This is a genomic window from Nocardia thraciensis, from assembly GCF_054782435.1.
In genome coordinates, this window is record NZ_BAAGSM010000048.1 from 1 (window position 1) to 15517 (window position 15517).

The window sequence follows — 15517 nt, forward strand, 5'->3', positions numbered from 1 at the left end:
AGCACGCCGGAACGACAGACCCTGCGCGGTCAGACGACGATCTCGGCCGCCAAAGGCAGCGCGATCACCGATGTGCCGACATGCACGCCGAAGACACCGGGCTCGACGGCCCACCCCGCTTCGGTCCAGTGCTCGAATGCCCGCTGCGGCAACGCGATTTCCACGCGTTGCGACTCCCCCGGCTCCAGGGTCACGGCGGCGAACGCGGCCAGCCAGCGCACCGGCCGATCGATCGCACTGTGCTCGCGGGCGAGATAGACCTGCACGACCTGTTTGCCCGTGCGCTCACCGATATTGGTGACCGTGACGGTGACGGTCCGGCCCGAGACATCCAGATTGCGCAATTCCCATGTCGTATAACCGAGCCCGTGGCCAAACGGATACGCGGGTTCGATCCCGGCTCGCAGCCAGGCCCGGTAACCGATGTGCACGCCCTCGGCGTAGGTCAGGGCCCCGCCGTCGGGAGTGGTGTTCAACACGGGGACATCGGCCATGGTTTTCGGCCACGTGGTGGGCAGACGCCCACCGGGTTCGCTCGCGCCGGTGAGCACATCGGCCAGCGCCGCGCCGAACTCCTGCCCCGGGAACCACGACAGCAGCACCGCGGCGACATCCTCGCGCCACGGCATCTCCACGGGTGCACCGGAATTCACCACGACTATGGTGCGCGGGTTCACCGCCGCCACGGCGGCGACCAGTTCGTCCTGGCGACCCGGCAGCCGCAAGGTGGCCCGGTCGGTGCCCTCGCTCTCTATCTGCTCGGTGGTGCCGACAACCACAACCGCCACGTCACACGTTCGCGCCGCCTCGACCGCGGCCGCGAATTCGTCCTCCGGCGAACGCCGCGGACGCTCGGCGCCGAGCGTCACGCCGAGGAAGACGCCCAGTCCCGGCATCGCGCTCAGATTGCCGATGGTGATGCGGACGTCGACCTCCTGGCCCTCGGCCAGCGTTCGCGTGACCGCTCGCTGCGGCGGACCCAGCAGTGCGGCAACGGGATCGCTGCCCTCGAATCCGACGTCCCCCTCGGCCGCGGTCTCGCCGTCCAGATCGAGCCGCACGTGCCCGAGCGCCCCGACACCGATGCGCCATTCGCCGGACCGGTCGGCACGCAATGTCGCGCGCAGCTCGACCGCCGACGCACGCTCCGCCGCCGGGTCGCCGAAGAGAACCAGATTTCCCGCCGCGCGGTGTTGGGTGGAGAGGACCGCATCGCCGTCCAGATAGCGCAGACACAGTCCGGGCGTGCCTGTTTCGGGGTCGGTGATCAGGTCCAGCGACACCGGGGACAACGCGTCAGACAGCCAGACACCGGCGGTGGGGGTGACCGGCAGTACGTCTCGCAGACCCCGCAGCGGCGTACTGATGTGGGACGGGATCACCGTGGCGCTGCCGCCGCCCATCAGCCGCGGCTCGGCCGCGGGCGCGCCCAGCAGCGCGACCGTCGTATCGGGCCGCAGCGGCAGCACGCCGTCGTTGCGGGCCAGCACCATCGCCTCGGCGGCGGCGCGGCGCACCAGGCGTCGCGACTGCTCGTCGGTGAATTCCGGTGTGGGAGCCGGAGATCCGTCCAGCGCACCGACGCGTATCGCGAAACGCAGGATGCGCCGGACCTTTTCGTCGATCGCCGCCTCCGGCACGGTGCCCGCACGGACCGCCTGCAGCAGCGGCTCGCCCCACAGCGTCGGTGGGCCGGGCATGCACAGATCGGTCCCCCGCGCGGCGCCCTCGGTAGACCGCACCGCCGTCCAGTCCGACACCACCACGCCGTCGAAACCCCAACTGCCCTTGAGCGGTTCGTCCAGCAGCCCGTTCTCTGTCATGGTGGCGCCGTCGACGGAGTTGTAGGCCGCCATCACCATCCAGGCGCCCGCCTGCACGCTGCGCTCGAACGGATACAGGTACAACTCGTGCAGCGTGCGGTCGTCGACGCGCACATCGACCGTGAAGCGATCGGTCTCGGAGTCGTTGGCCACGTAGTGTTTCGGGCACGCGCTCACCCCGTACCGCTGCACGGCCCGCACGTACGCGTCGGCCATCTCGGCGGTGAGCATCGGATCCTCGGAGAAGCATTCGAAATGCCTGCCGCCCAACGGGGATCGATGCAGGTTGATGGTGGGGCCCAGCACCGCGTACACGTCCTTGCGGCGCGCCTGCGCGGCGATCAGCCCGCCGATCTCGCCGAGCAGGTCCCGGTCCCAGGTGGCGGCCAGCGCGGTGCCCGAGGGCAGGCTCACCGACGGGTCGCGTTCGTCCCAGTTCTCCCCGCGCACCCCCGACGGACCGTCCGACACCGGCATCTCGGCCAGCCCGATCGCCGGATCGCCCGCCATCCGGAACATTCCGGCCCCGGAGATCAGCCGCACCTTCGCAGGCAGGTCCAGTTTCGCCAGCAACTCCTCGATCCGCTCGTCCATGCGCCGCCCCGTTCCTGTCGACTGCCGCGTATCCCGCCCGAGGCTACCCGACCGACCGCTCGGTCAAGTGCGTGTCTCCCGCATCTCCCGATCGTCACTCCACCACACCGTCCTGCGACGCGCCGTTCCTCGGGTGGGGACGGTTCGTTCGGCGTCGCGCCTACCGTCGCGGGCGCACCGGGTCGATCCGGGTGATCACCACGGCGCTCTCGCGGACCTCGACGGTCACCTCCTGACGATAGGTGCGCACCGTTCGATCCAGCCGGTTCTCGGTGATCGTCACGGCGAACCGCCCGTCCGGCCGCGGCGCGATCTCTACGCAGTGCCGGGTGCCGATCGGAACCGTCGCGATCCCGACATCGATCACCGCCGCCGGTGACACCCACGCATCGGGAGTCGTGACGGCTCGGGCCCGCAACCCCGACCGGGCCACGTAGTACGCGTGCTGAAACGCCAGGATGACGTCGGGCCCCGACCCCGTCGACCCCACACCGTTCCCGCGCACCAGCTGCGCCGTTCGCGCCGGGAGGCATTCGGGCCCGCCACCGAGGCTCAGATCGGCCGCGCCCACCAGCGCTTCGGGCTCCGTCGCGGGCGTATGGGCATCGACCCGGCCCAACACCAGCACGCCGACCGCCGCCGACCCGATCATCGCCGCCGACCCCACCAGCATCCCGCGCCGAGTCCGCCGCCGAGCGTGCCGCCGCGGCCGCGCGGACGTGATCATCCCCGGCCACACCGGCGCGGGCGCTCCGCGAGCCACATCCCGAAGCGGCCCACCACTCCTCGGCACCCCGCTCCCCGACGACCGGCCCCGCGACCTGCGCTGCACAACCATGTCCCGACCGCACCCCCTTTCCGATGCGCGCCGCCCTCACCACCCGATCCGGCGGTCAATCTCGTTGGGCGATAACAAGATTGCACATCCCACCGCACCATGCCCCCCGAACCACCCAACTCCGCACCCAACACGCCCATCAACCCCCTGTCATGCCGATTTGGTGCCACCCGGGGGTCCTGGGGTAATCTCATCGAGTACCCGCCGCAAGCGGGAGCCACGGGCTGTGGCGCAGCTTGGTAGCGCACTTGACTGGGGGTCAAGTGGTCGCAGGTTCAAATCCTGTCAGCCCGACCAGGTCAGAGGGGGTTTTCCCCTTTGGGGGAACCCGTTCTGTGGACCAATCATGGACCACAGGCCGGTCCCAGGCACATCAAGCCTGTCGGGCACACCCGCCATCATCGCGCACGACGCGCGCTCCGTCGAGTCCTGCAGAGCCCACTCCGGTCGTCGGCCGGTGTCCGTTATGGGCAGTTCCGGTCGGCCACAGTCGAGGATGCTGGAAGGTTGCGGGCAGAACGGGCGCGGGCTTACCGTGGTGGAACAGTCCAGTTTCTGGAGGTCCCCGGCAACCGCAGCAGCGGAACCGGATGCAGCGCTCCCCGGCAGTCTCGATCGCACACCGCGGTCTGCCGTGGTGACGTCAGCGGACGACACGTCGTCACGCCACGTTCTCCCCTCTCCTGTGGCGTCGATCGATTTCTCCGCAGCCTGCCGGATCCAGCCGTGTCTGCGTGGCGGACAACGCATCCGGGCCCGCGGGCACCGAGGGCAGGAGGTCTGTCATGCAGATTCCGGACGGAATCCAACATGTACTGCTGAACCAGCCCATGTATACCCCCGCCGAGGTCGCGAAACTGCTCGGCGTCGACACCTCCACCTTGCGCCGCTGGCGCCGCGCAACACCGGCGCAGGGGACCGGGATTCATTCGAGTGTCGGAACGGGTCGCGAAATATCCGCAAGCGATCTCGAGGAATACCTGGAATCCCGGCACATCCGCCCGGCTCAATAATCGAGCCCACGATGCAGAGCACTCACTCCGGGGGTGCACTGAAAGGACCCCATCCCTGCAGGTTCCAGTCGGCATCAAACTGTCCATAGGCTCTGTCGGGGATGCCTACGACAACGCTCTCGCGGAATCGATCATCGGACTGTTCAAGACCGAGGTCGTGCGCCGGCACGGCCTGTTCCGCACCCTCGCCGAGGTCGAGTTCGCGCTCATGGAATGATGCGACTGGTACAACAACGCCCGCCTGCATTCCCGGCTGGACTACCTGACCCCGGCCGAATACGAAGCCGCGTACTACTCTCAACAACCACCACGCCGACCGGCGCTGGTCTGAAACCGAAGCTGGTCCCTTACCCGTGACGGTTCACGCCATCGGCATAGTCGATCTCGAGTCTCGTCTCATTCACGAGTGGATTGCCGACGACCACCATCGCCTCGCCTGCCGACGCGGCCGTATCCCGCAGATCCATCCCGAAGACCTCAAAGTCGTAGAGGCCGCCTACCTACATCTTCTCACCGGAAACCATACGGCGACTGCAGCTTTCCGCATCCGGCTCGACACCCTTGACTGGTTTACTATCCGAGCTCACTGGATACTGGTCTGTCACGACCATCAACCACAGGCCCTGATCGACATCACGCTACTGCCTGGTGCGTCGAGGAAGTGAGGAGGGAAATGCCATGCAAGACAACAGCAATCGCGAGGTCGACCGAATAGTGATCGACCGCTTGATACTTGACAGGACGGCTGCGGCAGCATTGGCACTCCGCACGGCACGAACGGGCACACCGAGATCGCCGTACCACGCAGGGTGACGCGAGACATCGAACTGTCCGGCACCCTCATCCCTGCGGAAGCCTGGTCGTTCCCGGTCTGGCCTCGGCCAACCGCGACGACGAACGGTTCCGGCCGCCGACGCATTCGACGCGCACCGCCTGAACCCTCGTAGCACATGGCCTTCGGCAGCGCGCCGCACCGCTGCCTGGGCATCCCGCTGGCGAAGCTCGAACTCGCCACCGTTCTCACGACGCTGGCCCGCCGCGGCCCCACACTGCACCTGGCCGTCCCAGAATGCGAATCGCCCTGTCGGACAAAGCCATTCAGCCAAGGTCTCGTGGAACTCCCGGTGACGGGTGATCGGCGAACAGCAGCACTCCTCGCGACGGTGCGCTGCCGAGGATTGCATCGCAGTGGTGGTGGTGATGGAGAACATCCTGCTGCGGTCGTGTATCCCGCCAGCTACCGGTATCGCTCCCCGGCGGTTTTCCGCACTCGGACATGGCGCGAGCACAAGAAGGGCAATCTGTCCCGCAGCGCGGCGCGCTGGCAGATCGCCCGCACCCAGGGCCTGCCGCTGGCCGACGTGGAGGCCGTCGCAGGTCGATGTGCCCAGTCTCGCACCCCCACCACGCTCAATGTCATTGTCTGTCCTGTTCGATCGGGCGATCGATCTCGTGCCACTCCCGCGCCCAGGCCGCACCGTGGTGTCGGCCGAAGGCCCATGCCGTCAACCAGAGCACCGCCGCGGTTGTGCCCCAGATTCCGGCCAGCGTGCCCGAGCCGAGGCCGATTCCCCGCCAGACCGCCGAGTTCGCCGCCACCGGCGGATCGACCCGGCTACCGTCCGGCCCGAGCCATACCGAGACCGGGTCACCGACACGTGCGGTGCGGTCCACTTCCATGGTCGCCGCGCCGGACCTACCGTCTGTATTCCATTCCACCTCGGCATGGAAGCGTTCGTCATAGGGTCCATTGCCTCGCGACTTCGTCACCTGCACCGGATCGTCGATGATCAGCGCCGTCACCGGTACTTTCGTGGCGTTCTCGGCGCGGGCTTCGACGACGGTCGAGCCGTATCGAGCGGTGCCGATCGCGCCGCACAGCGGAACAGCCGCCAACACCACGACAACGGCCAGGATCTGGATTACGCCTTCCAGCCGGTCGGAAGGGCGGAGGAGCGGACTGGGCGACCACGGCGCCGTCCGCCAGATCCGCTGCGCGATCATCGGGTGTTCGGTCATGACGAGCACCTCCCTACCGGTCCAGCGGCAACACGACGTCGCCGACCGCACGCCGCGGTGTATGCGGAAGCGGATCGGAACTGGTTGCCGCCCAACCGATCCGAATGATCATCTGCGGAGAACCGCTGTCACCGAGGATGTCGGTGCCGAGGCGTTTGCGGGTGCCGGGCACCTCGAGCGGCTCGGTCAACGGGCAGCTGGCCAGCCCGAGCGTGGTCGCTGCCAATAGCACCGCACTGGTGGCTTCCCCGGCCCGCAGCCGCGATATCCGATCGTCGCCGGAGGTACTCAGCAGCAGCATCCGGTCTGCGGCGCCCGCGTCGCGGTAGACCGACTGTGGCAGACCGGGGTTGGAGAACGGCCGGACGGTCACCACATCCGCGCCCACCGCGCTGTTGTGGACCGACGGGGCTCGCACGGCCAAGGCCAGTGCGGAGTAAGGGTCTCACGATCGGGATGCGCGTTCGACATGGTCTCGCTCCTTTCAGGATTCGCCGACCGCGGTCGACGCCCGACCGGCGGAACCGCCCCGGACGATGGTCCGTGTGTGATCCAGCCTCGCGCCCGGCGCGTGGCACCGAGACTGCCGAAGGTCACCGGCCGCCGGGCCGTCTGACAACGATCACGGCGACCGGTTTCCGGCGACGTCCACGAGGTGCTCGAGTCCTCCGGGTCCGGGACTTTCGGCAGCATCACCGGGCGGCGCGCATTCCTAGCGTGAGGACCGACACCGATGACATCGGACTGCTTACGACGAAAGGAATCAGCGATGACGCGCGAGTACGGCAGCGATCCGCACCGCTTGGCGTCCGCGCCCGTGGTGGTGGGGGTCGATGGGTCCGCGGCGGCGGACTCCGCATTGACGTGGGCGGCCGAAGTCGCCTTGGAGCGCGGCCGGGAGCTGCGCATCGTGCACGGGCTGGATCTGAACGGGATGCGCGACGTCTTCGGCCGCTACGACGTCTGGGTACCACCGGTGCTCGACGGCGTCCGAACCCAGGGCGCGGTACTGATGGAACGGGCGAAGCGGCGCGCGCAGGAGACGAGCCCCGGCGCGCGAGTGTCGACGGAGGTATCCGACGACGGCCCGGCCGAAATTCTGCTGCGGCACAGCGCCACCGCGTATCTGGTCGTGCTCGGCGCCTCCGGCACGAACGGACTCCTGGCACACGTCGGTTCCATTCTGCTGTCTGTCACCAGTCATGCCGAGGGGCCTATCGTGGTGGTGCGGACGGATCCGGACACCGACGGCCACGTGCGAGCCGACGGTCCGGTGGTCGTCGGCATCGACGGCAGCCCCGTCAGCGAGGGCGCCCTGGCCGCCGCGTTCGAGGAGGCCGCTCAGCGTAAGGCCGAGCTGGTGGCCGTGCATGCGTGGAACGATCTCACCATCGGTCGGTTCGCCGGCGACCCGTACCTGCTGTTCCCGGTCGACGAGATCGAAACCGACGAGCGCGCCGCGCTGGCCGAGCGGTTGGCGGGCTGGCAGGAGAAGTACCCGGGCGTACCTGTCCGGCGCGAGGTCGCGCTGGCGGCCCCGGCCGAAGAACTGCTCCGCTGGTCGAAGTCCGCGCAACTGCTGGTGGTGGGTAGCCGCGGCCGCGGCGGTTTCCGCAGTCTGCTGCTCGGGTCCACCTCGAACGCCCTGGTGCAGCACGCGCACTGCCCGGTCATGGTCGTCCACCCGGCAAAGTAGGAGGTAGCGGAGATGACGGAGGTCCTTCCCCGAGTGCACACCGACACAGACACCACGATCGCTGATCTGGATTCCTGGTGGCGGGCCGCGAACTATCTGTCGGTCGGGCAGATCTATCTCACGGACAACCCGCTACTCTCCGAACCCCTTGCGCCGCACCATATCAAGCCGCGGCTGGTCGGGCATTGGGGCAGTGTGCCGGGCATCACCCTCACCTACGCCCACCTCAACCGGATCATCGCGACCAGGCGGCAGTCGATGCTGTTCGTCTGCGGTCCCGGGCACGGCGCGGCCGGACTCAATGCCGCCGCGTGGCTGGAAGGCACCTACAGCGAACGCCACCTCGCGGTGGCACAGGACCTCGCGGGAATGCGAGAACTGTTCCGGCAGTTCTCGTTTCCCGGCGGAGTGCCCAGCCACGCATCGCCACATCTGCCCGGCTCGATTCACGAGGGCGGCGAACTCGGGTACTCGCTCGCGCACGCGACCGGCGCCGCGCTCGACAATCCGGAGTTGGTGGTCGCGTGCATGATCGGTGACGGTGAGGCCGAAACCGGAGCCCTGGCCACCAGCTGGCACGCGCCCGCGTTCCTCGATCCGGTCGCCGACGGGACGGTGCTGCCGATCCTGCACCTCAACGGGTATAAGATCGCCAATCCCGCACTGCTGGCGCGGATCCCGCGCGAGGACCTCGATGCGCTCCTGACCGGGCACGGATGGGAACCACGCTATGTCCGGGGCAGCGAGCCCACGGAGGTGCACGAGCGTTACCGTCAGGTGCTCGACGAGGTCTTCGATCGGATCGCCGAGATCCGTGACGACGCCCGTCGGCGCACCGGTCCCGGCAATGCCCGGCTGCCGATGATCGTGCTGTCCACCCCGAAAGGCTGGACCGGCCCGCGGAGTGTCGACGGAGTGCCTGTGGAGGGCACCTACCGCGCCCATCAAGTGCCGCTGCCCGCCGTGCGCGAGAATCCCGAACACCTTGCGCTGCTGGAACACTGGATGCGCTCGTACCGGCCCGGCGAGCTGTTCGAGCCGGGTGGTGCACCGGTCTCACGCATTCGATCGTCCGCTCCGCCGGGCGATCTGCGCATGAGCGCGAATCCCGTGGCGCACGGACGCACCCAGACCGATCTGCGCTTGCCGACCGTTGCCGAGCACGCCCTGCCGGCGTCTCGCCCGGCCGAGTTCACTGCGGAGGCGACCCGGGTATTGGGTGCCTACCTGCGGGCCGCGCTCCGGGCCAATCCTCGTGACCTGCTGTTCTTTTCGCCCGACGAGCACACCTCCAACCGGCTCGACGCCGTCTTGGAGGTGACCGGCCGCCGCTGGCACGCGGCCCGGCGGCCGGGTGACGATCGCCTGGCGCCCGACGGCCGGGTCTTCGAGGTGCTGTCGGAGCATCTGTGCCAGGGCTGGCTCGAGGGCTACACCCTCACCGGCCGCCACGGGGTGTTCTCCACCTACGAGGCCTTCGCGCACGTGGTGGACTCGATGGTGGTGCAGCACGCCAAGTGGCTGTACATGGCCGCCGAGTATCGCTGGCGCGAGCCTGTTCCCAGCCTGAACTACCTGATCACTTCGCATGTGTGGCGGCAGGATCACAACGGCGCCTCGCATCAGGATCCCGGCTTCATCGACCACGTGTTGAGCAAGCGCCCGGAGGTGGCGCGTGTCTATCTGCCGCCGGATGCCAACTGCCTACTGCAGGTCTTCGACCACTGCCTGCGCAGTCGCGGATACGTGAATGTCGTGGTGGCGGGGAAACAACCGGCCCTGCAGTATCTCGACGAGCCGGAGTCCAGGCGGCACTGCGCGCAGGGCCTGGGCGTGTGGTCCTGGGCCAGTTCGGATGTCGGCGGCGACACCGACGTGGTGCTGGCGTGCGCCGGTGACGTGCCGACCCAGGAGACCGTGGCCGCGGCGGCGCTGCTGCGGGAACTGGTGCCGGACCTGGCCGTTCGCGTTGTCAACGTGGTCGATCTGGCTCGCTTGTTTCCCGCCGACCGGCATCCGCACGGCATCTCCGACGACGCCTACATCGACATCTTCACCCCGTCCGGTCCCGTGGTATTCGCCTTCCACGGCTACCCCTGGCTCATTCATCAACTCACCTACCGCCGCCCCGGCCACGACCGCCTGCACGTCCGCGGCTTCCACGACCGCGGCACCACCACCACACCATTTCAGATGTGCGCCCTCAACGGTATCGACCGCTACCACCTCGCGCTCGCCGCGCTCGAACAGGTGCCGCGGCTGGATACTCGCATCGGCCACCTGCGTGAGCACCTGCTCGGACTGCTCGATCGGGCACACGACCACGCCTGCCGGTTCGGCGAGGACCCACCGGAAATCACCGACTGGACGTGGCCGGGAAAGGCGCACGCGTGACGTCCGCGGGGCCCGCCGACCCGTCAGTCGGGATCGACCGGTAACCGTACGGTATGGCCCGTGGCGAGGCGGGCGGTGGCGCCTCGGCACTCGATCTCGATCGGAGCGGCGCCGTCGGCGTCCGAGCTGACCTCGACGGCGGTCGTGTCGATTCGCACGGTCAGGCGATGGTCGCGGTAGATGATCGGGAACACCAGAGTTCCCAGTGTTTTCGGCCAGCGTGGCGCGAAGATCATCCGGTCGCCGCGCATCTCCAGCCCGGTGAAGCAGCGCTGCACCAGGTCGACGCTACCGGCCATCGCGCCGAGGTGGATCCCCTCCGCGGTGGTCCCGCCCTGGATGTCGGCGATATCGGATTCCAGGACATTGCCGAAGAACTCGAGCGCCCGATCCCGGTTCGCACGGGCCAGTACCCAGGCGTGCACGACAGCGCTGAGGGTGGACCCGTGCGAGGTGCGGGCCAGGTAGTAGTCGACGGTGCGTGGAATCATGTCGCCGGGCAGCTCATATCCCGCCTGCCCCAGCAGTTCGCGCAGTTCGTCGGCGGAGAGCAGATAGAACAGCATGAGTACGTCGGCCTGCTTGGCGATCCGGTAGCGATTCACATCGTCGCCCTCGGCCTCGAGGATCCGGTCCAAACGCTGGATGTCGCCGTAGCGGCGGCGGTAGTGCTCCCAATTCAGTTCGGCCAGTTCGTCATAGCGCGCGAACTGACTGAGGACGCCGTCGTGGAAGGGCACGAATACGCGACCGGCGACCTCCGCCCAGCGCGTCGTCTCGCACGGCATCACCCCCAGCGCATCCAGCAACTCGGCCCGGACCCGCGGCGCGAGAACCGCCACGGCCGCCACGGCGCGTCGCAGGGTCCAGGCCGCCATGATGTTGGTGTAGGCGTTGTCGTCGATCCCGTCGTAGGGCGCGTCCGGATAACCGGCATGGAATTCGTCCGGGCCGATGACACCGCGAAAGTGATACCGATCATCGGCCGGATCGTATTCGGCTGTGCCCGACCAGAATCGGGCGATCTCCACCAGGAGCTCGGCGCCGTAATCGGCGAGAAACTCACCGTCGCCGGTGGCCTGGTAGTACTGCCACACGTTGTAGGCGAGCGCCAGCCCGCCGTGCCGGGCACGCGCGCTCGGGTCCGGATTCCAGTGCCCCGAGCGAGGATTCAGGTGTAGCTGCTGACTCTCCTCGCGTCCGTCGCTGCCCGATTGCCACGGGAACAGCGCGCCCGCGGCACCGATCCGACGGGCGGCGCGACGTGCTTCGGGCAGGCGCCGATAGCGGTAGCGCAGCAGCGCACGAGACAGCTGGGGAAACCGCACATTCAACACCGGGAAGACGAACAGCTCATCCCAGAAGACATGACCGCGGTAGGCCTCGCCGTGCAGTCCCCGAGCCGGGACACCCGCGTCGAGATCGCACGTGTGCGGCGACAACGTCTGGACCAGGTGCAGCAGATGCAGTCGCAACACGCGCAGGGCGTGCTCGCTGCCCTGCAGCTCGATATACAGCCGCGACCACAGTCGATCCCAGGCGCTCGCGTGGGCGGTACGCAGCTCCTCGAAATCGCCGAGTTCGCCGAGCGATCGTACGGCCGCATCGTCGGGCGCGGACACGGCATGGTCGCGGCCGGTGAACGTCACGGCGGTCTTGTCGACCACGATCGCTTCACCGGTCGCCACCTCGATGCCGATGTCGTATCCGAACAGACCGTCGCCGTCGACGAGTTCGTTTGCCGGAAAAGCCTTCTCGCCGTTCCTATAGACGACAGTGCGCGCGGCGGTGGTGATCGGAACGCGTGAATGATTGGTCTGTACCAGGACCACGACGGCGTCGGAATCGACGGGCCGGGCCGCAATCGGTGCCAGATGCTGATCGGACAAGCCGCGATAGCGATCGACGAGCGAGTTTCGTACGCCGGCGTCGATCGCGGACCGTATCGTCAACGGTCCCGACCAGTTCTCCGCGACGATCGTCGTTCGCAGCGCACAGGCGTGTGGCTCGTGCATCGCGGCGAACCGCTCCTGCGTGACCGCCGTGACGCGACCGGCCGCGTCGCGGTATCGCAGCGTCCGGCTCAGCACCGCCCGGCGCAGATCGAACTCCTGCCGATAATCCAGGAGTTCGGCGGAATCGAGGTCGAACCATTCGCCGTCTGTCGTGCGCCACGTCACCGGTAGCCAGTTCGGCGCGTTCACCAGGCTCTCGTTGTCGATGGTCCGTCCGGCAATCTCATCGGTCAGCCGGTTGTAGACGCCTGCGATGTAGGTGCCCGGGTAGTGCTGCGCCCCGGCCCGGGATTCGGGCGCGGCACCGCGCGTGGCCAGGTATCCGTTGCCGACGGTGCACAGCGCCTCGCGTTGTTTCTCCGTCGCCGGATCGTAGCCGTCGTAGGTGAGGGTCCAGGACCGCGACGGCGACGAGCCCGATTCGCGCGACAGGTTATCGGCCAACCGGCTCAGGAACTCGTGCACACGGACCGGACCGTCGACCGCGAAGTGTGCGGCCGTGCGGCGATCACCGTTCTCGGTGTGCCGCACCACGATGGCCAGCCCGGCGTCGGCGATTGCGTCGAAGGCGTCCTCATCGGTCAGGTCGTCACCGGCATATATCGGCACCATCGAGGTGCCGATGCGCTCCACGAGCCATTGCAGGGCACGGCCTTTGTCCCAGTCCACGTCCGGCCGCAGTTCGGTGACCTTGCGTCCCGTGGTTACCCGCAACCCCTCCTGTCGCGCCAGGTCGTGCACGGCGCTCACCACACCGGGCACCGCCTCGGCGCGGACGTTGCGGTGATGCACCGCGACGGCGAATCGCTTGTGCTCCACCAGCACACCCGCGAGCGCACGCAATCGCCGATCGAGTTCCGCCGCGGCCCGGGCCAGTGCCTGCTCGGCACTCGGTCCGGCGTCGTGGACGTGACGGCTGCCGTCGGGAGCCAGGACTTCGAAACCGTGGCTGCCCGCGTACCAGATCCCCTCCACGCCCACCCGCGCACGCACATCGTCGAGATCACGGCCGCTCAGGATGGCGACCGGGCACTGCCCGGCCAAGCGGCCCAGCGTCGCACCGACACCGTCGGCGAGTATCGCCGCGTTCGGATCGGCCACGATATCTACCAGCGTCCCGTCGAAATCCAGGAGTACGGCGGTCTTCCCGGGCTCGAGCCGGTCCTCGAGGGCGATCCAGGAGATGAACGCGTCCGGCACCTCCGACATGTGCCGGAATCCCGCGCGGACCCCCACGTCGGCGAGATCACCGACCACCACATCCGCGCCACCCGCGCGCAGCCGCTGCGCATGACCGACCCGATCGACGCCGACCACCAGCCCGAACCCGCCGCGGTGCCCGGCGGCCACGCCCGCCTCGGCATCCTCGACCACCACCGTCCGTTCCGGCTCGGCGCCGAGCCGCCGAGCCGCCTCCGTCAGCATCGCCGGATCCGGTTTGCCGGGCAGGTTCAGTTCGTCGGCGACGATCCCGTCGACACGCACCGGGAACAGATCGGCGACCCCGGCCGCCGCGAGCACCTCCGCGCAGTGGCGGCTGGCCGAGAAGATCGCGATACCGAGGCCCGCGGCTCGCAGCTGTCGAACCAGCGCGACGGTGGAGGCGAACACGGGAACTCCGGTGCGGGCGAGGTGCGCGAGAAACAGTTCGTCCTTCCGGTTCCCGAGACCGCACACCGTCGAGGTGCCCGGGGCATCCGACGGCTCCCCGCGCGGCAGCGTGATCCCACGCGCCGCAAGGAAGTCCGCGACCCCGTCGTATCGCGGTTTGCCGTCGACGAACCGCTGGTAGTCGGTCGCGGTGAACGGCGAGAGGACTTCGGCCGCGGTCGGCGTGCGCCGGGCCAGGAAGGCGTCGAACAGCTCCGTCCAGGCCGCGGCGTGGATCGACGCACTGTCGGTCACCACCCCGTCCAGGTCGAAGATCACCGCGTCGTGGCGGCGAGTGTCGATCAGCGGGCCGCCCGGATGCTTCGGTGTCACAACACCAGCCTGGGCCCGGCCCACCGCCACGGGCAAGGGTCGCAAGTCCCGCCGGTGCGCCGCCGGAGCCGCGCCCGGTCGACAGGAGCCGACCGGCAGTGCCGTACGGGACCAACGGCACCTCCCCCGCTCCCGCCCGGCTCGTAGCGTCGACAGCATGAACACCGTGCCCGCCGGGAACATCGTCGAGAAGGCCGTCCTGCTCGCCGGACGCGCTCCGTCGCTGCACAACAGCCAGCCGTGGCGCTGGGTGTTCGACGGCGACGCACTGAGGCTGTACTCCGTGCCCGACCGCATGCTCCCCGCCACCGACACCTCCGGACGACAGATGATCATCAGCTGCGGCATCGCGCTCGACCATCTGCACGCCGCCCTCGCCGCCGCCGGATGGCGTACCTTCATCCGGCGCTTCCCGGACCCCAATCGGCGCGACCACCTGGCCGACGTCCGATTCCAGCGCGCTCGCGTCATCACCGACGGCGACCGCGACCGCGCCGAGGCCATCGTGCGGCGATACACGGATCGACTGCCGTTCGCCGCCCCGGAGGGCTGGGACGACTTCGAGACCGTACTGCGCACCACCTTCGACCCCGCCGACGCCGTACTGGACGTCCTCGGCGACAGTGCCCGCCCCGCCCTGACTGGGGCGTCCGAACTCAGCGCCGCGCTACGCCGCTACGACTCCGATTACCATGCCGAATTGCAGTGGTGGACAGGACATGTCGTGGCCTCCGCGGGCATTCCCCGCGAGGCGCTGATCACCCGCGCGGAACGACAACACGTCGCCATCGGCCGCCCACTGCCGGTCGGCAGCGCACACCGGCCACAGTCGGCGGCCGACCGGTCCACGATCCTGGTCTTGTCAACCGACGGCGACACCTCCGACGACTGGTTAGGGTGCGGTGAGGTGCTGTCGCGGGTGTTGCTGGAATGCACACTCGCCGGATATGCCACCTGCCCCCTCACACATCTCACCGAAGTGCCCCGTGCCCGCGCCATCGTCCGTGAACTCACGGGCCGAAATATGTTGCCGCAAATACTGATTCGCGTGGGAACAGCGCCGGGTCACGAGGAGTCGGCGCCGACACCACGATTGCCTCTCGCCGATATACTCCGAGTGACCGGGTCGAATTCGTAGGGGC

General features: G+C 68.5%; 10 protein-coding genes, 1 tRNA gene and 1 pseudogene. 7 read left to right on the plus strand and 5 right to left on the minus strand.

Going from position 1 to position 15517, the window contains the following annotated elements; translation table 11 throughout:
• Positions 1–29: 29 nt before the first annotated feature.
• Both ACYVLQ_RS29255 and ACYVLQ_RS29260 read right to left on the minus strand, forming a co-directional pair.
• Positions 30–2417: a beta-glucosidase family protein gene (locus ACYVLQ_RS29255; protein WP_460700766.1), complete on the minus strand. Its 2388-nt coding sequence runs from the start codon at positions 2415–2417 to the stop codon at positions 30–32.
• A gap of 160 nt (positions 2418–2577) precedes the next feature.
• Positions 2578–3180, minus strand: a complete 603-nt coding sequence (locus ACYVLQ_RS29260) for a hypothetical protein (protein WP_460700767.1) — start codon at positions 3178–3180, stop codon at positions 2578–2580.
• A gap of 295 nt (positions 3181–3475) precedes the next feature.
• Here ACYVLQ_RS29260 and ACYVLQ_RS29265 point away from each other — a divergent pair.
• The 4 genes and pseudogenes from ACYVLQ_RS29265 to ACYVLQ_RS29280 all read left to right on the plus strand — a co-directional run bounded on the left by ACYVLQ_RS29265 (position 3476) and on the right by ACYVLQ_RS29280 (position 4933).
• Positions 3476–3552: transfer RNA gene (locus ACYVLQ_RS29265), tRNA-Pro, on the plus strand.
• Between the two features lie 488 nt (positions 3553–4040).
• Positions 4041–4268, plus strand: a complete 228-nt coding sequence (locus tag ACYVLQ_RS29270; protein ID WP_460700768.1) for a helix-turn-helix domain-containing protein — start codon at positions 4041–4043, stop codon at positions 4266–4268.
• Positions 4269–4494: 226 nt separating this feature from the next.
• Positions 4495–4599, plus strand: a pseudogene (locus ACYVLQ_RS29275) (hypothetical protein); the annotation flags it as partial.
• 22 nt (positions 4600–4621) lie between these two features.
• Positions 4622–4933 carry a hypothetical protein gene (locus ACYVLQ_RS29280; RefSeq protein WP_460700769.1) on the plus strand — a complete coding sequence of 104 codons (312 nt, stop codon included), beginning with the start codon at positions 4622–4624 and terminating at the stop codon, positions 4931–4933.
• Positions 4934–5684: 751 nt separating this feature from the next.
• Here ACYVLQ_RS29280 and ACYVLQ_RS29285 read toward each other — a convergent pair.
• Both ACYVLQ_RS29285 and ACYVLQ_RS29290 read right to left on the minus strand, forming a co-directional pair.
• Positions 5685–6287 (minus strand): Rv1733c family protein, encoded by a 603-nt coding sequence (locus tag ACYVLQ_RS29285; RefSeq protein WP_460700770.1) that lies wholly within the window; start codon positions 6285–6287, stop codon positions 5685–5687.
• Between the two features lie 13 nt (positions 6288–6300).
• The gene (locus ACYVLQ_RS29290) at positions 6301–6705 is read right to left on the minus strand and encodes a nitroreductase family protein (protein ID WP_460700805.1); all 405 of its coding nucleotides are present in this window, start codon (positions 6703–6705) and stop codon (positions 6301–6303) included.
• Positions 6706–7056: 351 nt separating this feature from the next.
• On the opposite strand from ACYVLQ_RS29290, the gene ACYVLQ_RS29295 reads away from it, so the two are divergent.
• Positions 7057–7983 (plus strand): universal stress protein, encoded by a 927-nt coding sequence (locus ACYVLQ_RS29295; RefSeq protein WP_460700771.1) that lies wholly within the window; start codon positions 7057–7059, stop codon positions 7981–7983.
• A gap of 12 nt (positions 7984–7995) precedes the next feature.
• Positions 7996–10377 carry a phosphoketolase family protein gene (locus tag ACYVLQ_RS29300; protein ID WP_460700772.1) on the plus strand — a complete coding sequence of 794 codons (2382 nt, stop codon included), beginning with the start codon at positions 7996–7998 and terminating at the stop codon, positions 10375–10377.
• A gap of 23 nt (positions 10378–10400) precedes the next feature.
• On the opposite strand, the gene otsB is transcribed toward ACYVLQ_RS29300, so the two are convergent.
• Positions 10401–14375 carry a trehalose-phosphatase gene (otsB, locus tag ACYVLQ_RS29305; protein ID WP_460700773.1) on the minus strand — a complete coding sequence of 1325 codons (3975 nt, stop codon included), beginning with the start codon at positions 14373–14375 and terminating at the stop codon, positions 10401–10403.
• 157 nt (positions 14376–14532) lie between these two features.
• Here otsB and ACYVLQ_RS29310 point away from each other — a divergent pair, with 157 nt between their 5' ends.
• Positions 14533–15513 (plus strand): Acg family FMN-binding oxidoreductase, encoded by a 981-nt coding sequence (locus tag ACYVLQ_RS29310; RefSeq protein ID WP_460700774.1) that lies wholly within the window; start codon positions 14533–14535, stop codon positions 15511–15513.
• The last annotated feature ends 4 nt before the right edge of the window (positions 15514–15517 follow it).

Coding starts and splice junctions, on each gene's coding strand:
- ACYVLQ_RS29255 (WP_460700766.1), bottom strand. CDS start 2,417: ATGGACGAGCGGATCGAGGAGTTGCTGGCGAAACTGGACCTGCCTGCG.
- ACYVLQ_RS29310 (WP_460700774.1), top strand. CDS start 14,533: ATGAACACCGTGCCCGCCGGGAACATCGTCGAGAAGGCCGTCCTGCTC.
- ACYVLQ_RS29285 (WP_460700770.1), bottom strand. CDS start 6,287: ATGACCGAACACCCGATGATCGCGCAGCGGATCTGGCGGACGGCGCCG.
- ACYVLQ_RS29300 (WP_460700772.1), top strand. CDS start 7,996: ATGACGGAGGTCCTTCCCCGAGTGCACACCGACACAGACACCACGATC.
- ACYVLQ_RS29270 (WP_460700768.1), top strand. CDS start 4,041: ATGCAGATTCCGGACGGAATCCAACATGTACTGCTGAACCAGCCCATG.
- ACYVLQ_RS29295 (WP_460700771.1), top strand. CDS start 7,057: ATGACGCGCGAGTACGGCAGCGATCCGCACCGCTTGGCGTCCGCGCCC.